This is a genomic window from Pseudomonas petroselini, assembly GCF_045037875.1.
Classification (GTDB): Bacteria; Pseudomonadota; Gammaproteobacteria; order Pseudomonadales; family Pseudomonadaceae; genus Aquipseudomonas; species Aquipseudomonas petroselini.
Map to the genome: position 1 here is coordinate 6,448,816 of NZ_CP173614.1, position 19,501 is coordinate 6,468,316.

Sequence of the window (19,501 nt, forward strand, 5' to 3'; positions counted from 1 at the left end):
CAGCAACAGACCACAGACATGCGCGCACAAAAAGCGCCAACCATCGAATACCTGTGGCGAGCAATGTCCGGTGTACCGCCCGGCGCGTTACGAGCGTTCGGAGGAAGAAAATCGTCACCTCAGCCCAACATCCATCCTCACTTATGCAAGATCGCCAGATAAATATCCTCCAGCGCCATGATGCGCTGAGCAGCGTTGAGCTTGATGGCTTCCTTGGGCATGCCGAACACCACGCAACTGGCTTCATCCTGGGCGACTGTCGCGGCCCCGGCTTCAAGCATTTCTTTGAGCCCGCGCGCGCCATCGTCGCCCATGCCCGTCATGATGATGCCGGTGGCATTCCTGCCGGCGAACCGGGCCACCGAGCGAAATAGTACATCCACGGAAGGCCGATGCCGGTTGACCAGCGGTCCATCGATAACTTGAGCGTGATAATAGGCGCCGCTGCGGGTGACCATCAGGTGCTTGCCGCCAGGTGCGATCAGGGCCAGGCCGGGCAGGATACGGTCGTTGTTGCGCGCTTCGCGCACCTCGATCGCGCAGACGCTGTTGAGGCGCTCGGCGAACGAAGCGGTGAATTTTTCGGGCATGTGCTGCACGATAACCATACCTGGACACACGCGCGGCAGTGCCGTCAGCACGGCTTCCAGCGCTTGGGTGCCGCCGGTGGAGGTGCCGATGGCGACGATACGCTCGGTGGTCTGGGCCATGGCGTGGCCATTGGCGGCTGGCAGGATCGCATCGGCACTGAGCTTGCTGGCCGGGGTCAATGGCGGGCTGACGCTGCGCTTTCCCAGGTTCTTGACGTTGGAGTTCGCTGCGGCCCGGATCGCTGCCACCAACTCGGCCGCCGATTCAATCAGGAAACTCTTTAAACCGGTTGAGGGCTTGGTGATGATTTCCACTGCGCCCGCCGACAGCGCCTGCAGGGAGGTTTCCGCGCCTTTCTGGGTCAGCGAGGAACAGATCACCACCGGCGTCGGCCGCTCGCTCATGATTTTCTTGAGAAACGTGATGCCGTCCATGCGCGGCATTTCGACGTCCAGCACGATCACATCCGGCCATTCCCGAGCGAGTTTGTCCATGGCGAAAATCGGGTCGGACGCGGCACCCATGACGTGGATATCCGGCGTATCGCTGAGAATCGCCAGCAGTACCTGGCGCACCACGGCCGAATCATCGACCACCAGCACACTGATTTTTTTGGTAGGCATCTTCTTGAAGTAATCCCATTGGTTGGTGCCGAACCCAGACGTTGCCGTTCCACAGGTCGAACATGATCGTGCGGTAACCGGTACTGCCCATGTCCTGGGCTGTCAGGTGCAGGTGATAGCGCTCGGCCAGGGCCAGCGCTGCGCGAATATTCAGGCTGGCCACGTCCTGCGTCGGCAGGCGGCGGTGCAGATCAGGAAACATCTCGCCGCCGCCGAACAACTTGACCTGGTAATCCCGTGCATGCGTGCCATTGACTTGCGCGTGGCGCAGCAGCAGTTCCAGGGCTTCGTCGGCATACCTGCCATCCAGGGGCTGATGCTTGCGCAGGCGCCCCGGCAGCATGAAGTGACACATGCCGCCGATCAGCCGTTGCGGATGCCAAAAGGTGATCGCCACGCAGGAGCCGAGCAAGGTACGCAGGCGCGTCGGCCGCGTCGCAAAGCTGACTTGGCCAGGCGCCAATATCACTTCGGTCGTACCCACAGGCTTTTTCATGGCTTGCGGTAGATCGACGGCGCCACCAGCTTCAAGGTGTCATTGACACCGTGGAGGCTTTCCGAGTGGCTGATGATCAAGTAACCACCGGGTTTGAGCAGCGGCAACAGACGCGCGACCACCTGGCTCTTGGTCTGCTGATCGAAATAAATCATCACGTTGCGCAGGAAGATCACCTCGAATTCCCCCAGAACCGGCAGCGCTTCGTTAAGGTTGACCTGGACAAAATTGACGCGGCTGCGCAAGGCCTTGTCGATCAGGACGGTGCCTTCCTGGCGACCAATGCCCTTGAGGCAATACTTGACCAGCAGCGGCTGGGGCAATGTCTCGATGCGTTCCATTGAGTAATGCCCTGTGCGCGCCTTGGCCAGCACTTGGGAGCTGATGTCCGAGCCGATCACTTCCCAGGGTGTGGTGCCGAGGCTTTCGGCCAGGGTCATCGCCAGGCTGTAGGGTTCTTCACCCGTGGAACTGGCCGCGCTCCACACGCGAAACATCCGGCCCGGCGCAGCCTTGGGCAACACGTGCTGACGCAGAAAATCGAAGTGCTTGGGCTCGCGAAAAAAATAGGTTTCGTTGGTGGTCAGCAAATCCAGCGCAACCTGCAGTTCACCCTTGCGCTGGTCATTCATGATCAGCTTGAAATACTCACCATAGCTCTGCAGCTCATAGTGCTTGAGGCGCTTGAACAGGCGCCCGGCCACCAAGGCTTTCTTGGCCGGCGACAGGTTGATGCCGGCCGCGCGGTACAGCCAGGCCTGGAACTGACCGAATTCACGATCGTCGATGGAGACGGTGTCTGACATGATCGAGCCTCAACGCGGGTCGAGGTCAGGGGCTGGCGCCTGGCCGGCCTCGGCCAGGCTGGACATCTCGTCGATGGACAGCACCTTGTCCACTTCCAGCACGATCACGAATTTACCGTCGACCTTGGCCATGCCACTGATGAAATCGGCGCGAATGCGCGCACCGAAGCTGGGTGGCGGTTCGATCTGCGTGGCCGGGATCTCCTGCACCGCAGACACCGTATCGACCAGCAGCCCGATGTCCTGTGGCTGACCGTCCTCGGTACTCGCCTCGATGATGATCACGCAGGAGCGCCGGGTGATCGCTGAGTTGGCCCGACCAAAGCGTGCCGACAAGTCCACCACCGGCACCACCGCGCCGCGCAGGTTGATCACCCCGCGCACAAAAGACGGCATCATCGGCACCACGGTCAGGCTGCCGTATTCGATAATTTCCTTGATCCCCAGGATGCCGATGGCGAACATTTCGCCGCCCAGCATGAAGGTCAGGTACTGCGCATCCTCATCGACCGCCACCGCGGTCTGCCGAGTCGTCATTACTGCACCCATGTCACTACTCTCCCTTGTAGGCGCGCATCGATCGTGCGATCAGAAGCGGGTGAAATCCGATTCGTCCGGGGCACTGGCCATGGTGTAGGCGAACGCCTTGCGCGGCGCCGTTGGTTTAGGGCGTGGCGGCTGACGGTTGGGCGTGCTGCCTGGGCTGTCCGCGCCGGCGCTTTGACCCGCAACCTTGGACGCGGAATCCAGCACGAAGAAACTCATGGCCTGTTGCAGTTGCTCGGCCTGGCTGCTCATTTCTTCGGCCGTGGCCGCCAGTTCCTCGCTGCTCGAGGCGTTTTGCTGGGTCACTTGGTTGAGCTGGGTCATCGCCGTATTGATCTGCGCGACACCGGCGGCCTGTTCTTCGGATGCAGCGCTGATTTCCTGCACAAGGTCGGACGTCTTGTTGATGGAAGGCACCATTTCATCGAGCAACTTGCCGGCTTTCTCGGCCATTTCCACGCTGCTGGAAGACAGTTCGCCGATTTCCTGGGCGGCTACCTGACTGCGTTCGGCCAGCTTGCGCACTTCGGCGGCCACCACGGCGAAACCCTTGCCGTGTTCGCCGGCCCGAGCGGCCTCGATGGCGGCATTGAGCGCGAGCAGATTGGTCTGGTAGGCGATGTCATCGATGATGCTGATGCGCTGGGCGATCTTCTTCATCGCCACCACCGTCTGCTGTACCGATTCGCCCCCCTCGGTGGCTTCCTTGGCCGCTTTGCTGGCCATGCCATCAGTGACCTTGGCGTTTTCGGTGTTTTGGTTGATGCTGGCGCTCATCTGCTCGACCGACGCACTGGTTTCCTCGACACTGGCGGCCTGCTCACTGGTGGCCTGGCTCATCGATTGCGCGGTGGCGCTGACCTGTTCGGAGGCGCTGGCGAGGTTATCGGCGGCGTTACGCACTTCGCCGATGATATGTGCCAGCTTGCCGACCATGTTACGCATGGCGTTGAGCACCAGGCCGGTTTCATCTTTGCCACCTGGCTCGATGTGTGCGTTAAGGTTGCCTTCGGCCAATTGCTCGGCGGCGCTGGCAGCTTGGCGCAACGGTCGGGAAATGATCCGCGCGATGAATATCGCCAGGCCCAGACCGATCAACAGGGACGCGACCAGTACCGCGATGATCGACATGCGTGAGCTTTCATACAGCACCGAGCCCTTGTCACCCGCAGCAGTCGCACCGGCGTCATTGAGCTCGACCATTTTCTGCAGGCGGCTGGTCACCTCATCGAAATGCCCTTTGGATTCCCCCCTGAGCAAACTGCGCGCTTGGGCTTCCTGGTTCTGACGGGAAAACTCCAGTACCTGCTTGCTGCTCGCAATGTAGGCGTCCCATGCGCTTTTCACGCTGAGCATGAGTTGACGGTCTTCATCGTTCGACAACAATTGCTCGTAGGTCTGCATGCGGGTTTCGAACTGCTGGCGCGCCTCGATGGCTTCGCGTTCGGCCTGGACCTTTTCTTCGGCAATCTCGGTGCTGATGTGGCGGTTTTCTTTCAAGCGATAATTGGCGGCAAAAAAACGCATGCCAGCCGCTGCGCGCATGGAGGGCATCCAGTTGCCCTTGATGTCCTGGGCGGCCTGGTTGACGGCACCGAGCTGAAGGATCGCGAAGGCGCCCATGGCCCCGGTGAGCGCCAGGACCACCAGGAACGAGCTGATCAGCTTGGTGGAAATTTTAAGATCGTAGAACCATTTCATCGGGGAACCTCCATGGAATTGCAAAGACGTCAGCGGGCGACGAACGTTGGCGATTGAGGCGCCTGAGCCGTGCGGGCTTCCAGTTGTACGATTTGATTGAGCAGTGCAGGTACATCCAGGATCAGGGCCACCGCGCCGCTGCCCAGGATGGTCGAGCCACTGATACCGCGCAGTGCGCCGAACAGCTTGCCCAGGGGTTTGATCACGGTCTGGAACTCGCCGTGCAGGTCATCGACCACCAGCCCGGCCTTGTGCTCGGCATAGCGCACCACCACCACGTTCTGACGGCGCGCGGCCGGGCCTTCGTGGCTGAAGTGGTCGCGCAGGTCCACCAGTGGCAGCACCTCGCCACGCAGGTCCAGATAGCCCTGATCGCGGCTGGACTGGCGCTGGCGTTCATCCAGTTCGATGCATTCCTGGACCATGTCCAGCGGAATCACGTAGGTGGATTGGTCGATGCCGACCAAGAAGCCGTTGATGATCGCCAGGGTCAGCGGCAAACGAATGCGTACCATCGTGCCCTGGCCGGGGCGGCTGTCGAGGTCCACGGTGCCGCGCAACAGTGTGATATTGCGCTTGACCACGTCCATGCCGACGCCACGCCCGGACAGGTTGGTGACGGCCTCGGCGGTCGAGAACCCCGCTTCGAAGATCAGGTTGTACACCTCCTGATCGGTGAGCACCGCGCCGCTGGCCACCAGCCCGCGTTCCTCGGCTTTTTCCAGAATACGGTCGCGGTTGAGCCCGGCGCCGTCATCGGCGATTTCGATGACGATGCTCCCGGAGTCGTGATAAGCATTGAGGCTCAGATGCCCCTTGCTCGACTTGCCCGCCGAACGTCGCGCATCGGCGCTTTCGATACCGTGGTCCATGGCGTTGCGCAGCAAGTGCATCAGCGGGTCGCCGATCTTCTCAACCACGGTCTTGTCCAGCTCGGTTTCGGCGCCGCTGATGATCAGCTCGATGTCCTTGCCCAGTTCCTGGCTGACATCGCGCACCACGCGGCGGAAGCGGTTGAACGTGTCGCCAATCGGGATCATGCGCAGGTGCAGGGCGCCATCAAGGATCTCTTCCACCAGCCCCGACACCGTCGAGGTGGCCTCCTGCAGCGGGTCGTTGTTACAGGAGCGCGCCAACAGGCTTGCGCCAGCGCTGGCGATCACCAGTTCGCCGACCAGGTTGATCAACTCGTCGAGCTTGTCGGCGTTGACCCGCACATAACTGCCGTCGCGGGTTTTTGCCTCGCTGTTCGCCGGCAGGCGCTGGAGCGAGGCGGGGGCCGGACCTGGCTCGGCTTGCGCGATCAGGTCACTGCCGAGGGCGACGCTGCTTTCGGGCGTTTCGTCGACCGCGCTGATGTGCACGTCACAGTCGTCGCGCACGAAGTCGAACACTTCGTTGAGCGTGGCATGGCTGGCCGTCGAACGCAGGTCGATCTCGAAGCCCAGGTAGCAGCTTTCCGGGTCCCAGTTCTCCAGGGCGGGGATGCTGTCGGTCAGGGTGGTGACCTGCACCATTTGCCCCAGCGTATCGAGGTAGCGCAGGAACGACAGCGGGTCCATGCCATTACGGAACACGTCCACGCCGAAACGCAGAGAAATATGCCAAAGCACTTCGGCCCCCGTGTCGTCGTCCACCGCAGCGGGTACGACGTCGGCAGTGGCGGTGTGCAGCGGCTGATAGGCGCTCAGCGCCTCGCGCAAGGTCTCACCGCGCTCCAGCGCGGCCGGGGTTGGCACCTCACCGCGGCTGGCGACCACGTCGATCAGTTCAAGCATGTGGTCGCCGCACTTGAGCAGCAGCGCGATCAAGGCGGCGTCCACCGCCACACTGCCGTCGCGCAGGCGGTCGAGAACGTCTTCGACGATATGCGTGAACCCCACGATCGACGCGAGGCCGAACAGTCCGGCGGAACCCTTGATGGTGTGCGCGGCGCGGAAAATCGCGCCGATGGCATCCTGGTCGCCGGGCTCGCTTTCCAGCTGCAGCAGGGATTGCTCCATGGCATGCAGCAGCTCGCGCGCCTCGACGATGAAGGTCTGCAGTGCCTGATCGAGATTGATGCTCACCTGGACTTTCCTTGTCGATCAATGGACGGGACAGTGCCGATTAAAGCGCGGCGCTGCGACACAGTTGAAGCGCCTGCATGACCGCCTGGCTATGGCCGGTCACACTCAAGGCGGTGCCGGCAATGCCGGCTTCACGCTGGATGACTGCCAACAACTGCAGGCCGGCGCCATCCATTTCCGTCACCTGGGACAGGTCCAGTTCCAGGCGCGGCGCCGCGCCCATCTGCGACAACAACGCGCCCGCCAGTTCAGCGACGGTGTAGATCGTGAGTTCGCCGTCGATGCCCACATGGGCGGTGTCGTCGATGGTTTCGTGAGTGATCGGCATGTTGGCCTCCCTGGCGCCGGGTGTCAGGGCAGGATCAATTTGGAGACCGCCGCCAGCATCTGCGCCGGCTGGAACGGCTTGACCACCCACGCCTTGGCGCCCGCGGCCTGGCCTTCGGCCTTCTTCGATTCCTGAGATTCGGTGGTCAGCATGATGATCGGTGTGAACTTGTAGTTGGCCAGCTTCTTGACCTCCTTGACGAAGGTGATGCCATCCATGTTGGGCATGTTCACGTCGCTGATGATCAAGTGCACTTTTTGCCCGGTCAGCTTGTTCAGGGCGTCCTTGCCGTCACTGGCCTCGATCACGTCGTAACCGGCGCTTTTCAAGGCTATGCCGACGACTTGCCGCACACTGATGGAGTCGTCGACCACTAATACACTCTTCGCCATGATGTACTCCTAAAAGAAAGTGATGTCTTGAGCGTTCTGCTGCACCGCCGCCTCTCCATGATGGAGGCGCCGTTGCTCGTCGGTGGCATAGGTGGTTTCCATGCGCGCCAGCCATTGGCGGGCGTCGATGGCCATCGGCTGGTCCGGGGTCTGGTTGGCCTGCAGGAGATGGTCATGCAGGGCGTGCATGTTGTCGCGCACGTGACTGAGGATCTGGCTGACCCGGTCCTGGAATTGCAGGTTGACCAACACCTCGGTCATCTCATCCCGGATGCCATAGCTTTCCTGCTTGAGCAGGTCGGCAGATTCGGCCAGACGCCCGGTGATGTTCTGGAAGCGTGTGAGCACCATCTGAATACTGTTTTCGGACTCGGCCACCGAATGGCTGTCCTGGTCGGCACTGCTGGACGCGGCCTGCACCAATTGAGTAATGGCGTTATTGATGATGTCGACCTTGGCCGACATCTGCTGGCCCGTTTCACTGGATTTACTCGACAGGCTGCGCACCGCATCGGCTACCACCGCGAAGCCGCGACCGGCCTCACCGGCACGCGCCGCTTCGATGGCCGCGTTGAGGGCCAGCAGGTTGGTTTGTGCGGCAATCGCCGCCACATCAGCGGCCATGGTGCGCAGTTCGCCCGTGTAGGCGGTCAGGCTGCGCACCTGGGCCAGGGTCTGGTCACGGCTGATTTGAGTGGCCTTGAGTGAATTGATCACCTGGCTCAACTCGCTGTCACTGCGCGCCAGCACCTCAAGCGCACCGTCGGCGGCCTGCCCGTCCAGTTCGCCGGCCGCGTGCTGCGACGCTTGTACCGTTTCCTGCAAGCGTGTGGCGATCCCGGTGAAACGGTTCGCCAGGCTCACAATCGCTTCTTCGGTCTGATGGCGCGAGCTTTCCACCTGTTTGGCCCAGATGGGCATGGCGCCCAGCAATACCTCGTCAAGCTGTGCACGAGAGGCCATGCCGTTATGCACATCCGCACTTGACTGGTCCGCCTGCGCCTGCGCAATCGCTCGCTGCAGTACGTTGCGCTGTGAAACCGCGCTCCAGGCACAGGCACCGAGGCCGATCATCACCAGTGCCGTGCAAGCCACCAGATTGGCTGGCGAGGTTGATTGCACGAGTATCCACAAAACGGCCGGCACGACCGGGACCAAGGCGAACCAACGGAAACGGGGATAAACGGGAAGGGGCAGGCGGCTGGATGAGCGTTGGGGCATGGGTTCGGTCCTTGAACAGTGCTGCGGATGTAATCAACATAGAGTTTATCCGCCCCTAGCGCCTCAACTTTAGGACTCCTGAGTGCCTTCCGTCTGGTTTATGACCAGTGTGTGACTGAGCAGGGCGTTAAGTGTAGGTGACGCCAGCCGACACGCTCAGGCTGCTTGCAGGATCGTACAAGCGCCCTCGATACCTCGTTCGCTAACCTGACGACTCTTAACCAGCAGAGTCTGCGACATGTCTCAGTCACAGCCCCCGACAAAACCCATAAATCTCATCCAAAAAGCCGACCTGATCGACCAACCATGGAGCCCACGCGTCTTCCCGTGTCAGCCTTGAGCGGGTCGAGACGCGGCCGCCCTGGGCGAGCGGCCGGTAGGGTTATTTCAGCAAGGCAATCAGCAGGCAGGTCACCGTGATCACCAGCGCCGGCCACTGCATCGGCATGAAAAAGAAGTGGTGGCGGACGCCATCGGCGTGCGGTTGTCGGTTCAGTACAAAGCCCAGCACGGTGTTGATCGCTGATCCCGCCCCGAAGCCGAGCAACACCTGCATCAGCGATGTGTTGCCGGGTTTGACGCTGGGGTCGGGCCACAGCCACATCAATAGCAGCACCATCGCCACCGGTGTAAACAACGTCAGCCAGCCTGCGCCGCGATAGATCATCGTTTAATCCTCAGTTGTGACGCAGCAGGCTCAAGCCAGCTCGCGTGCTTGTTGTTGCGCCGCAAACACGGCATCGAGGGTATTGAGGAACAGGTCGTGGCTCAGAATGCCGGTGGCGATGGTCGACAACACGGGTTTGCCGCTTTCATCCTTGATCACCACTTTTTCTGTCCAGGCGTTGAGGTCGACGGTGCGCAGCGACGACATTGGCACTATGCGGCCCTGGTACTCCAGGCATGCGCGGCTGACGACGATGGGCGAGGTGGTGATTTTCAGGAAGTTGCCACTCATGCGCTTGCCCCAGACCTGCCCCGAGCTGATGCAGTTGAACGTCACCGCCCCGCCCATCTCCAGCGTCGCGATCACTGCCGGCATGCGTGCGCGAACGTGCAGCTCACGCACCCGTTGCTGGAATTCGTAAAAGCCCTTGAGGCTCTCAATCACACGATGAAACGGCTCTGACGCGTTACGGCGATAGGCCAGGTTGGTGATCATGCCGGTCATCACGGTTTGCCCGGAGCCGAATAAGTACAGGTCTTCGATATCGGCAAACGCCGTGTACTCACGTTGCTCGTTGATGATGCGTTCGATACCGAACTCAAACACGTTGTAACGTGGGGCGCGCAGTTTTTTGTGCCAGACGTAGGCTGCAAAAACGCCCACGGCGAGTACGGCCAGCAAGGCGCTGGTGGCGTAGATCAGGGTATGCGGGTTGGCAAAGTTCAAGGCCATGCCACGGGATGTCTGGAGGTTGACCGGGCCATCGTTGCCCGGTGGTAGGATCGTGCCCAGGTACAGCACAAAACCGGCGAGGGCTAGCAACACAACCCCGAATATCAAACTGAAAATCAGGAAGCCTTTGCCGTGGCGGAAACTCGCGATCAGCTCGCCAGTGGCCGAAGGTGCTTGGGTGGGGGATGACTGCATGAATGCTTGCGTCCTTGTAATGGGTTAAGCCTTGCACCCTATCCGTCTGGTGGCCGGGTGCACTTGGCACGGCGAGTTGGAACATGGCTAATTAATATCGTTCCTTGGGCACATGACTTCACAGGGGCGTGAGCCTGACCGCTTGCGGTATTGGGGTCTTTTTTTTCCTGCGCAGAACAGTGATCATCGCCCTCCCCCAAGCCCTAGGAACCAAGACCATGGAGTTGACGCTGGAAGCGGTTGCGCTTTTTGCACTGAAGCTGGTGCACGAGACGGACGGCGGCAGCCCGGTTTTGCGGGACGATCCGGTGATGGATGGGTATGAGCGAGAGGTATTCGGGCTGCTGGTGCGGCAGGGAGACTTGGCGGTCATTCAATCCAAAGTCGCGGAATGTGTTGATCAAGCGCTTGAGGCATTGGGCGGGGCCGATACTGTGATGGGTCGCGAGTTGCAGCGCTTGGCGCTGGGCGTGCGCCAAGCGTCGACATTGGATGAACTCAATGCCCCGCTCAACGCACTCAAGGATTACCTGAAGGCGATCCTGTAACGCTTGGTTTAGCGTCGTCCTTCCACTGCCATCCGCACCGCCAACCCCATCAGCACCGACCCCATCAGCCAGCGCTGCACCACCTGCCAACCCGGCCGGGTGACGAAAAACACCGCGATCGACCCCGCCATGGTGGCAATGACCGCGTTGACGCTCACGCTGATAAAAATCTGCGTAAAGCCCAGCACCAGGGATTGCGTCAACACGCTGCCATGGCCGTTCGGGTCGATGAACTGCGGCAGCAACGACAAATACATCACTGCCACCTTGGGGTTGAGCAGGTTGGTCACCAGGCCCATGGTGAACAGCTTGCGCGGGCTGTCCTTGGGCAGATCCCGCACCTGGAACGGCGAACGCCCGCCCGGCCGTATGGCCTGCCAAGCCATGTAGGCCAGGTACAACGCACCGCCGAAACGCAGCGCGTCATAGGCAAACGGCACCGCCATGACCAAGGCCGTGATCCCCAAGGCCGCGCACAGCATGTAAACCAAAAAACCCAACGCCACGCCGCCCAGGGAAATCAGCCCGGCCGTACGGCCCTGGCAGATCGAACGGGAGATGAGGTAAATCATGTTCGGCCCGGGCGTGAGCACCATGCCGAGCGAGATCAGCGCATAGGCAAGCCAGCTGGACACTTCAGGCATTGTTTGGCTCCTTGATCGTTATTCTGTCGACGTGAAACATTTGGCCAATGTTGTAGGCTTGGACGCCATGGTAGGGCGTTCAAAATGCGCGCGTTAGATACAGATCCGCGAGCAAAACGTCATACACCCACCGCACCACTCACCCAAGGGCAGGCCCATGATCGACTTCAACAACAAAGGCTTCTTCAAGCTCAAGCAAAACAACGAATACGCCGAGCGCGTATCGGCCCTGCTGCTCGACGGCGAGGAAGTGGTCGACGCCTACAAGGCCATGCGCGACGGCGTAGTGTTTACCACCAAGCGGATTATTGCGGTGAACGTGCAGGGGATTACCGGCAGCAAAAAGGACTTTACGTCGCTGCCGTATAAAAACATCGTCGCGTATTCGGTGGAGACGTCCGGGACGTTTGATCTGGATTCGGAGTTGGAAATTTACTTTTCGTCGTTGGGCAAGGTGAAATTCGAATTCACCGGCCAGACTTCCATCGTCGAAATCTCGCGATTGATCTCCAAGCACCTGCTGACCTGATCGGCAGGCAATTGCTTATTGTCTACAAGGCTGAGACGGCTGTACCTCGATCAAAAGGTGGGAGGGGGCTTGCCCCCGATAGGGCCCTCTCCCACACCATCAAACCACAGCCCTACACACCAATCCCTTCCCCTTCCTCCACTACCCCATTCGGCAACATCCCATTCGCCAAATCATCCACCACCGCCTTCGCCATCTCCCCCAAATAATGCGCCGCCCATGCAAAACGATCCGCGCCCGTGTCCATGGCTGCGTCCAACGCCAGCATCTTGGAGCAGTGCAGCAGCTCGGAGGCATGCTCCAGGGCATCGCGAATGGGTACACCGGAATTGACGCGGAATAGACGGTGGAGGTTGGGCTGCTTGCCGCAGGTGGAGAAGGTGATGATGCCGAGGGTTTTGTTGAGCGGTGGGTTGATCATTGGGCACCTCCGGAATGCGTGGAGGTGTTGAGGATGGTGTTGTGAGGGTATGGCCTTTCAGAAATGCTCATTGGCTTGACTCCTAATGTAGAAAAGAGCCGCCACGTTCGTTTCCAGGCGAATGGGTGGCAGCTATGCGCAGGCTGGAAAACCGGGACAATAGGAACCCGGCAGACCCGAAGGTCTCCCGCGCACAGCCGCCATAACACGGATATGCTGGCACAAAAACACCAGCAGTCGTGATAAAAATAGTGGCACCTGTGCGCTATTGTTCCACGGGTTTCCAGGCCCGACCGTCGAATGTCGACGACACGCCAAAAGTAGCCTAGAGATTGATTAGCAGGAAATCGGCTTTGTGGCTAAACGTGTCTGATGTGGTAGAGAAAATAAAATGAAACACCAAAAACTCTTTATTCAAAAAACATAAAAGCAGCTGACGAGACCAGTACATACATGAAACCCCAACCAAAGATATTAAACTTAGATTCCTTTTACTCGGACATACTAAAAGAAGACGAATTAGGGGCAACCATCCGTACGCACATTTATATAGAGTCGGCTCTTGAGCAGCTGATTGAAATACTAGTCTCAGATTATGAACACATCAAAAAAATGCAGCTCGACTTTTCTCAAAAGGTAAACCTAGCAGTTGCGATCGGGATGCCAAAAGAGTTCGCCCCCGCACTTTTAGCAGTTGGGACGATTCGAAATAAATTTGCGCACAGGATTGACACAAAAATTGACAAGGAGAAAATAAACAACCTTTACAAACAGTTTTCACCTGATCAAAAAAGTGCGATACATACATCATTCAATAATACTCAAAAAAATACTCCACTAGGTCAAGTGAGGAATTTTTCCGAAATCACACCCAAAGAGCAATTTGCAATTTTGTCGGTAGCATTAGTAATGCAAATCCTCACCCTAATACAGACACACAGCACATAAAAACAAAAAAGAGCCGCATTGATTAGAATCTAACAATACTGCATTAAAGGCGTGAACCTCAGCGAGAACTGCGCCACTAGTATGAAGTTTACAGCATCAACTCATAAGGCCCCAGCGCCTTACTAGTCTGCACCAACCCCTGCCTCATCAACATCTCAAGATAATTTCCCGCCGCCATTGGAGGCCGCTTCAACGCCCGCCTTTGCTTCTGCGCCGCTCCCAACACCGCCGCCTGATCCAGATCCCAAAGATCCGAAATAAAGTCATCCGGATGCATCGGCTCAATGTCGTAGGCAGCCAGTATATGCGGCGGGAAGTCTTTCAAATTGAAGGTCACGATAACCTCAGCTTTACTCCGAATCGCCGCCGCCAGCACGTGACGATCATCAGGATCGGGCAGATCCAAGCTCGAACACAGATCCTCATATCCCGTAACCAAAGCGTCAGGTATCGCCTTGTCCATCATCGCTGACGTGCAATTCACTTGCTCAGCCGTGAGATCGGGTCGGTTCTTGAGTACGTTGCGCTTCCACTCCTCATGAATCTGGCTAGTCCATCTAGCTCGATACAACCCTGACAAGCCAAGCCACATCAGCAAATCCCTGAGGGCCGCCGGGTAGAGAACGCAGGCATCATATACAGCGGTAAAAGGCGAACACCTCATCCGTCATACCCCATTCCCAACTCCTGGGCCTGTTGCGCCAGCGCTTCCATTGCTTCCTGGCTTTCCTCATCCCGCCGCTGCTTGAACGCCATCAAATCCGAAAACCGGATGCGCCGATGCCGACCGGTTTTTGTAAAGGGAATGGCGCCTTCCTCCAGCATCTTGACCAAGTGCGGTCGTGAAACGTTAAGCAGGTCGGCGGCCTCCTGCGAGGTGAGTTCGGCATGCACCGGGACGACCTTGACGGCATTGCCGATCGCCAACTCGCCCAGGATATCGACCAATAAGCGCAGTGCTGAGGTTGGGAGTACGAGCGTGTGGGGTTTGTCTTCTTTGTCGAAAATGTCGATGCGCTGGGTTTCAAACTTGGTCGACAGCAGCGAGGCCAGTTCGCGTTGGCCTTGCACGGCGGCTTCGACTTCCTTTTCCAGCGGAAGGATCGTTTTGGGAAGGTGGTTGGTGATCATGATGCAACTCCGGCGACGCTTAATTCAGTTGCAATCAAAGCTAAACGAAACAAACGAAAATCGCAATATTCGAAACGGAATTACCGACTGAAGCCCTGTCCACTTTTCCCACACCAACCGCCGAATTAAGCCGACATCAGATTCTGATTACCCCTCGTAGGCTCACTCCCTCGCACAAGGAAGTGAGCCGTCATGTCAGAGCGCTTGTACCCACCCACCGAAGAAGACTTACGCAAACGACGGATCCTGACCCCGCAGCCGTCGCGTGTGCCGTATTCGCCGTCTGTTGATTTTTTCGAGCCATCCCCTGGCCCGACACCCACGCTAACAAAACCTCCCGGCTGCGTTTTCATCAAGCCCTGCCAACTGCCTGACGGCATCACCCATTACTTCAACCCGGCCGGGTATGTCCCGCTGGAGCTGATTAAGGAGTACGGCCATTTAAGCTTGCTGGGTGGGCGTGAGGTGGACGGCCGGGGCGCGGTTGCCCTGCGCAAGATCGGCGGTAGCGCATTGCCCGCAGGTTTGGGGCAGTTGGCATTGCGTTCGGCGGTTTGGGAGTCGGCGGCCACTGCCGTCGGGTCCGTCGCCGGTGGCCTGTTGACGGGTTTGGTGGCGCTGGCTTGGCCGTCGGAGCTGGGCGATAGCGCGCTCTACAGCGAGGAGCAGTTGCGTTCGATGCAACGGGCGCGCTCGCAGATGCGGTTGCATATCGAGCAACGCGAGGACGGCACGCTCAAGGGGTATGGTTTTTACACGGGCAACCATGCCGACTGGCAGATGATTGATGTGGTGCAGTTTCAAAGCCGTGGCGATCAGTTTGTGGCGGATTTGGATGAGGGCGTGGAGCTGATCTGGACGCCCGCCGTTGATCCCAGTGACACGCTGGGTATTCCGGCCTTGGAGGCCGCGCCGCAGGCGCCGGTGATCTGGATTTATCCGCCGACGGAGAAGGCCGCGCAGATTCTGGTGAACCCGATTTATCCGCCGGAGTATCGGGATTTTATTCTGGTGTTCCCGGTGGAGTCGGGGGTTCGGCCGCTGTATGTGGTGGTAAACCAGCCAAGGAAAGGGCTTAGAAACCCAGACTATGATTACTTTTCTCCACCCGAAACCGAAGACATAACAGGCTTCCCGGGTCTGATTCCCCAAAAGCCTGTGACACCAAGAAAAGGCGGAGCCGGCTTACGTGAACGTTGGATAGACGCAAAAGGAAGAAAAATATTTGAGTGGGACTCCAAAAAAGGCGAGCTGGAAGTCTATCGAAACAGCGATTTGGCACACCTCGGCGCATTTGATCCTTATACCGCCGAGCGTCGAGGACCGGCGGACCCGAAACGTCGTATTTACAGATAAAAAGGAACTCGGAAAATGCTGATGAAAATCAGACTGCGATGGTACGAAAAACACAGTAATGACTTGAAGGCGGATGAGTACTCAGCCGATATCGCAGATCCAGACAATGTTTTTGAAGCATTGGGTTTAGGCGAAGAAACCGCGATATACGCCGACGTATTCAACGTTCAGCCTAACTGGATTACGATTATTCAGCCGTACTTCCAGCACATGATCGAACCCGACCATCACGACTACCAACTGTCCTTCCGCTACCAAGGCGCCTGGCCACCGCCCCCAAAGCAACCCAAAAAGGCGTCCTAATGCAATGAAACCCGCACTGCAAAAGCCACTCCTCTACCGCTCAGTCAACACCCGAACCCATGGCGTGCGCCACGGCAGTTGCCGCGCCTACCGGTATGAGCGGCACACCAAAAGCGAAAAAGACAAACAATCAAATCGCGGTTCGATGCATAGCCATCAACGGCATGGCTTTGATTACACCCCGCTGTTCAGGTTTCTCCTGTCCAAAGTCGGCCACCCATGGGATCAGGTGTTCAGCGAAGCCAAGGCCCGCCTGGATCGTCCGGATCCGGTATTCTGGATGGTCGCGCAACATGAAAGCGACAAGCAGGATTGCGTGAGAACGGATGAAAACAGCTACTACAGCGGCTTGTATGTCGACGAAGGCGGCCTGCTGCAAAAGGTCAACCCACAGCTGACGCCCGAGCAGATAAAACCCTGCTGCAACTGCTGCACCCACACCTTCAACGGTGTGGTATGCCCACAGGGTCTACCCCACGATGGCTAACCCTCAACCCGACTTAACCCCACTGCCCGCCTCCGCAACCGGTACGCGATTCGCCGGGTCCGTCACGTCATACACATGCTGCTCACACCCCGAACCCTTGAATTGGAATTCCACCAGGTACACTTTTGCCCTCTCCGGGCGGAACGTATTCATCGCCGGCCCGCAGGTGTAGTAGTAACCCGTGCGGGTGTCGTTCGCGTAACCCGATACCGTGAGTTTCTTGCCGGGGTCGGCCTGGATTTCCAGTTGTGGAAAACGCTTGAACGTGGCGCTGGCAACGGTTTGGTTGAGCTTGGCGATCCAGTTGAAGACCTTGCCTTCGCCGGTGTCCATCACCGTGCCGAGGGCTTCCATGCGTGGGTCGGGGTCGCCTTCGCGGCTGATCGAGAAGTCGACGGCAGGAGTGCCGCCACTGGACTTCATGATGACCTTGGCGTGTTCCGCATCCACAGCCACGGTTTTCTGGCGAAACTGAATGCCGTCCTTGAGCAGGCTGGGCGATGAGTCACGTTGGTTGGATTGACAGGCGCCCAGGGCCAGGACGAGGGAGAGCAGCACGATTCGCTTCACGGGGATGTCCTTATCGGAGAAGAGTGTGATGACTGGACCCGAATTTAAACGGATTGTTCCGTTTTAGGAGGGGATTAACAGTGCGGCCGTTTCAAGCGCGGTCAAACACCAACCGCGCGCACAACCCACCCCGCTCCCGGTTATGCAGCGCCAACCGGCAGCCGATCTTGCCCACGATCATTTGCACAATGGCCAACCCCAACCCCGCGCCATTGGCATTGCCCCGGCTGTAGAACCGTTCGAACAGGCGCTCCATTTGCGCCTCATCAATCCCGGGCCCCTGGTCTTTCACGCTCAGGCAATGCGCACCAATCACCACCTTCACTTCACTGCCTGCCGGGGAAAAGTTAAGGGCATTGGTCACCAGGTTCTGCAATGCAATCGCCAACGCCGCCGGTTCGGTTTTCACCCAACATTGCTCCTCCCCTTCAAGCACCAGCTCCACACCTTTTTCCATGGCCAAGGGGGTCAACTCGGCAAGTTCTTCGCGCACCAGTTCGGTCAATTGCACACGTTCACACACGGGGTTGTTCAACTGCGGCTCGATGCGGGCCATGGTCAGCAGTTGGCTGCCGATGCGGGTGGCACGGTCGACGCCGTTGACCAAAAAGTCCAACGCCTCACGTCGCTGCTCCTCAGTGATGGCACTCTGCGCGTTCTGGGCGTGAATTCGCAGGATCGCCAGCGGTGTACGCAGTTCGTGGGCGGCGTCGGCGATGAAGCGGCGTTCGCGCTCCAGCAGCTCATCCACTTGCACCAACAGCCGGTTAAGCGCGGTTTGCATGGGTTCAAGATCGCTGGGCAAAGGCTTGAGGTGCAAGGGTTGCAAGGTCTCGGCAGTTCGCCCACGGATGGACAGGGCCATGGCGCGCAAAGGTTTGAAGCCCCAGCCGATTACCCACCAGATCAACAGCGTCAGCAGCGGCACGCCAATCAGCGTCGGCCAGAGGGTGTGGCGCATGATGCGCTGGATCACGTCCTGGCGAATGTCATCGCGCTCGCCCACCCAGATCAGCAATCCTTGTTGCGGATCGGCAAGGAGGAAGGCGCACCAGTCATTGCCGTTGTCCATCAGGTCGTGGGAACCGAGGATCGTCGGCGGTGACGCCAGCACGGGCGCTTCGGCGGAGCGCACGAGCAATTGACCCGCGCTGTTCCATACTTGGAAGGTCAGGCGGGTTTCATAGGGGTGGGCCACGCCATCTTTACCCACGCGACTCATGGCCTGGTCGAACGCCTGGTACAACCGCCCCCAATCCGCTTCCCCTGGATCCCGTTGGCGCAGCACGCCTTGCAGCAGGCGCGCGCTCTGGGCGAGTTGGGCGTCGTAGACTTCTTCGATTTCATGGTGGCTGTCGCGCAGCACCAGCCAGCTGATCAGGGCGTCACCCGCCAATATCAGCAGCAAGACCGGGATGAGGATACGTGCACGAACCGAGGTCATGGTTTTAGCGCCAGTACATAGCCGACACCGCGCACGGTGCGGATCAGCTCGGTGGATAACTTCTTGCGCAGGTTGTGGATCAGCACTTCCAAGGTATTGCTCTCGACCCGATCCTGCCAGCCATACAACGCGCGGGACAACCGCTCGCGGGTCACGACTTTGCCGGGGCGCACCATCAGTTGGTGCAGCAGTTGGTACTCCATGGGGGTGACGATGATGTCGGCGTCCTGGTAGCGCACTTGCTGGGTGGCCGGGTCGAGGCTGATGCCGGCGTGTTCCAACATCGGTTGTGCGCGGCCCTGGCTGCGGCGCAACAGGGCGCGCACGCGGGCTTTGAGTTCTTCGACGTCGAAGGGTTTGACCAGGTAGTCGTCGGCCCCCGCGTCCAAGCCGGCGATGCGCTCGGCGGTACCGTCGCGGGCGGTGAGGATCAGCACCGGCACGTCATGTTGCTCGGCGCGCAGTTGCTGCAACAGGTCGAGGCCGTCGAGGCGCGGCAGGCCGAGGTCGAGCAGCAACAGGTCGAAGCTTTCCGTGCGCAAGGCATGCAGGGCCGCAACGCCATCCTGCAACCAATCGAGGGTGTAGCCTTCGGCGCCCAATGCCACGCGAATGCCTTGGCCGAGGGCACGATCATCTTCGACAAGGAGTAGGCGCATAGCAGAATCTCTGTAGGAATCGGCGGCATCATGCCGGGTTCTGGCATGGGTTATTTCGGCAAAGATGTTACGGCGCGTTGCCAACTAAGGTTGC

24 protein-coding genes are annotated in these 19,501 nt (G+C 59.1%); 6 read left to right on the top strand and 18 right to left on the bottom strand.

Features of this window, described 5'->3' with window-relative positions; translation table 11 throughout:
• Window positions 1–137: 137 nt before the first annotated feature.
• The 11 genes from ACI512_RS29795 to ACI512_RS29845 all read right to left on the bottom strand — a co-directional run bounded on the left by ACI512_RS29795 (window position 138) and on the right by ACI512_RS29845 (window position 10,367).
• A complete protein-coding gene (locus tag ACI512_RS29795; RefSeq protein WP_405121472.1) occupies window positions 138–1,214 on the bottom strand; it encodes a chemotaxis response regulator protein-glutamate methylesterase in 1,077 nt (358 codons plus the stop codon).
• Window positions 1,177–1,710 (bottom strand): chemoreceptor glutamine deamidase CheD, encoded by a 534-nt coding sequence (gene cheD / locus ACI512_RS29800; RefSeq protein WP_015885767.1) that lies wholly within the window; start codon window positions 1,708–1,710, stop codon window positions 1,177–1,179. The genes ACI512_RS29795 and cheD overlap by 38 nt, the downstream gene beginning before the upstream one ends.
• Window positions 1,707–2,516 (bottom strand): protein-glutamate O-methyltransferase CheR, encoded by an 810-nt coding sequence (locus tag ACI512_RS29805; protein ID WP_093543311.1) that lies wholly within the window; start codon window positions 2,514–2,516, stop codon window positions 1,707–1,709. Before ACI512_RS29805 ends, cheD begins: the two co-directional genes overlap by 4 nt.
• A 9-nt stretch (window positions 2,517–2,525) precedes the next feature.
• Entirely contained in the window at window positions 2,526–3,065 is a 540-nt protein-coding gene (locus ACI512_RS29810) for a chemotaxis protein CheW (RefSeq protein WP_046035226.1), read from the bottom strand.
• 39 nt (window positions 3,066–3,104) lie between these two features.
• Entirely contained in the window at window positions 3,105–4,763 is a 1,659-nt protein-coding gene (locus tag ACI512_RS29815; RefSeq protein ID WP_122811874.1) for a methyl-accepting chemotaxis protein, read from the bottom strand.
• A gap of 29 nt (window positions 4,764–4,792) precedes the next feature.
• Window positions 4,793–6,832, bottom strand: a complete 2,040-nt coding sequence (locus tag ACI512_RS29820) for a chemotaxis protein CheA (RefSeq protein ID WP_405121473.1) — start codon at window positions 6,830–6,832, stop codon at window positions 4,793–4,795.
• A 40-nt stretch (window positions 6,833–6,872) separates the two neighbouring features.
• On the bottom strand, window positions 6,873–7,160 hold the full coding sequence (locus tag ACI512_RS29825) for a lipid asymmetry maintenance protein MlaB (RefSeq protein ID WP_046035222.1): 288 nt from the start codon (window positions 7,158–7,160) through the stop codon (window positions 6,873–6,875).
• A gap of 23 nt (window positions 7,161–7,183) precedes the next feature.
• On the bottom strand, window positions 7,184–7,552 hold the full coding sequence (locus ACI512_RS29830) for a response regulator (RefSeq protein ID WP_015885773.1): 369 nt from the start codon (window positions 7,550–7,552) through the stop codon (window positions 7,184–7,186).
• Between the two features lie 9 nt (window positions 7,553–7,561).
• Window positions 7,562–8,773, bottom strand: a complete 1,212-nt coding sequence (locus tag ACI512_RS29835) for a methyl-accepting chemotaxis protein (RefSeq protein ID WP_236382500.1) — start codon at window positions 8,771–8,773, stop codon at window positions 7,562–7,564.
• Window positions 8,774–9,155: 382 nt separating this feature from the next.
• Entirely contained in the window at window positions 9,156–9,440 is a 285-nt protein-coding gene (locus ACI512_RS29840) for a hypothetical protein (protein WP_064052069.1), read from the bottom strand.
• Window positions 9,441–9,470: 30 nt separating this feature from the next.
• On the bottom strand, window positions 9,471–10,367 hold the full coding sequence (locus tag ACI512_RS29845; protein WP_236382491.1) for a hypothetical protein: 897 nt from the start codon (window positions 10,365–10,367) through the stop codon (window positions 9,471–9,473).
• Between the two features lie 218 nt (window positions 10,368–10,585).
• Here ACI512_RS29845 and ACI512_RS29850 point away from each other — a divergent pair, with 218 nt between their 5' ends.
• Window positions 10,586–10,915 carry a hypothetical protein gene (locus tag ACI512_RS29850; RefSeq protein WP_236382509.1) on the top strand — a complete coding sequence of 110 codons (330 nt, stop codon included), beginning with the start codon at window positions 10,586–10,588 and terminating at the stop codon, window positions 10,913–10,915.
• A gap of 8 nt (window positions 10,916–10,923) precedes the next feature.
• Here ACI512_RS29850 and ACI512_RS29855 read toward each other — a convergent pair whose 3' ends face one another.
• Window positions 10,924–11,559 carry a LysE family translocator gene (locus tag ACI512_RS29855; RefSeq protein WP_236382489.1) on the bottom strand — a complete coding sequence of 212 codons (636 nt, stop codon included), beginning with the start codon at window positions 11,557–11,559 and terminating at the stop codon, window positions 10,924–10,926.
• A 157-nt stretch (window positions 11,560–11,716) separates the two neighbouring features.
• On the opposite strand from ACI512_RS29855, the gene ACI512_RS29860 reads away from it, so the two are divergent.
• Window positions 11,717–12,088, top strand: coding sequence for a PH domain-containing protein (locus ACI512_RS29860; protein WP_236382488.1), 372 nt, complete (start codon window positions 11,717–11,719; stop codon window positions 12,086–12,088).
• A gap of 112 nt (window positions 12,089–12,200) precedes the next feature.
• Here the strand turns inward: ACI512_RS29860 and ACI512_RS29865 are convergent, their stop codons facing one another.
• A complete protein-coding gene (locus ACI512_RS29865; RefSeq protein ID WP_236382486.1) occupies window positions 12,201–12,509 on the bottom strand; it encodes a DUF3077 domain-containing protein in 309 nt (102 codons plus the stop codon).
• Window positions 12,510–12,962: 453 nt separating this feature from the next.
• Between ACI512_RS29865 and ACI512_RS29870 the strand changes: the two genes are divergently transcribed.
• On the top strand, window positions 12,963–13,457 hold the full coding sequence (locus tag ACI512_RS29870; protein WP_236382484.1) for a hypothetical protein: 495 nt from the start codon (window positions 12,963–12,965) through the stop codon (window positions 13,455–13,457).
• Between the two features lie 88 nt (window positions 13,458–13,545).
• Here ACI512_RS29870 and ACI512_RS29875 read toward each other — a convergent pair whose 3' ends face one another.
• Together ACI512_RS29875 and ACI512_RS29880 are read right to left on the bottom strand one after the other, a co-directional pair.
• Window positions 13,546–14,121, bottom strand: a complete 576-nt coding sequence (locus ACI512_RS29875; RefSeq protein WP_015885782.1) for a PIN domain-containing protein — start codon at window positions 14,119–14,121, stop codon at window positions 13,546–13,548.
• Complete coding sequence (locus ACI512_RS29880; RefSeq protein WP_015885783.1) at window positions 14,118–14,588, bottom strand: helix-turn-helix domain-containing protein; 471 nt, start codon at window positions 14,586–14,588, stop codon at window positions 14,118–14,120. The genes ACI512_RS29875 and ACI512_RS29880 overlap by 4 nt, the downstream gene beginning before the upstream one ends.
• Window positions 14,589–14,780: 192 nt before the next feature.
• Between ACI512_RS29880 and ACI512_RS29885 the strand changes: the two genes are divergently transcribed.
• The 3 genes from ACI512_RS29885 to ACI512_RS29895 are packed head-to-tail and all read left to right on the top strand — an operon-like array spanning window position 14,781 to window position 16,734.
• Complete coding sequence (locus tag ACI512_RS29885; RefSeq protein WP_236382440.1) at window positions 14,781–15,944, top strand: S-type pyocin domain-containing protein; 1,164 nt, start codon at window positions 14,781–14,783, stop codon at window positions 15,942–15,944.
• 15 nt (window positions 15,945–15,959) lie between these two features.
• Window positions 15,960–16,247 (top strand): colicin E3-like toxin immunity protein, encoded by a 288-nt coding sequence (locus ACI512_RS29890; RefSeq protein WP_093543331.1) that lies wholly within the window; start codon window positions 15,960–15,962, stop codon window positions 16,245–16,247.
• Between the two features lie 4 nt (window positions 16,248–16,251).
• Window positions 16,252–16,734, top strand: a complete 483-nt coding sequence (locus ACI512_RS29895; RefSeq protein WP_236382438.1) for a hypothetical protein — start codon at window positions 16,252–16,254, stop codon at window positions 16,732–16,734.
• A gap of 3 nt (window positions 16,735–16,737) precedes the next feature.
• Here the strand turns inward: ACI512_RS29895 and ACI512_RS29900 are convergent, their stop codons facing one another.
• The 3 genes from ACI512_RS29900 to ACI512_RS29910 form a co-directional block, all read right to left on the bottom strand.
• Window positions 16,738–17,304 (bottom strand): hypothetical protein, encoded by a 567-nt coding sequence (locus ACI512_RS29900; protein ID WP_231808720.1) that lies wholly within the window; start codon window positions 17,302–17,304, stop codon window positions 16,738–16,740.
• Window positions 17,305–17,395: 91 nt separating this feature from the next.
• Window positions 17,396–18,748 (bottom strand): ATP-binding protein, encoded by a 1,353-nt coding sequence (locus ACI512_RS29905; RefSeq protein WP_236382436.1) that lies wholly within the window; start codon window positions 18,746–18,748, stop codon window positions 17,396–17,398.
• Window positions 18,745–19,407 (bottom strand): response regulator, encoded by a 663-nt coding sequence (locus tag ACI512_RS29910; RefSeq protein WP_015885789.1) that lies wholly within the window; start codon window positions 19,405–19,407, stop codon window positions 18,745–18,747. The genes ACI512_RS29905 and ACI512_RS29910 overlap by 4 nt, the downstream gene beginning before the upstream one ends.
• Window positions 19,408–19,501: the final 94 nt, after the last annotated feature.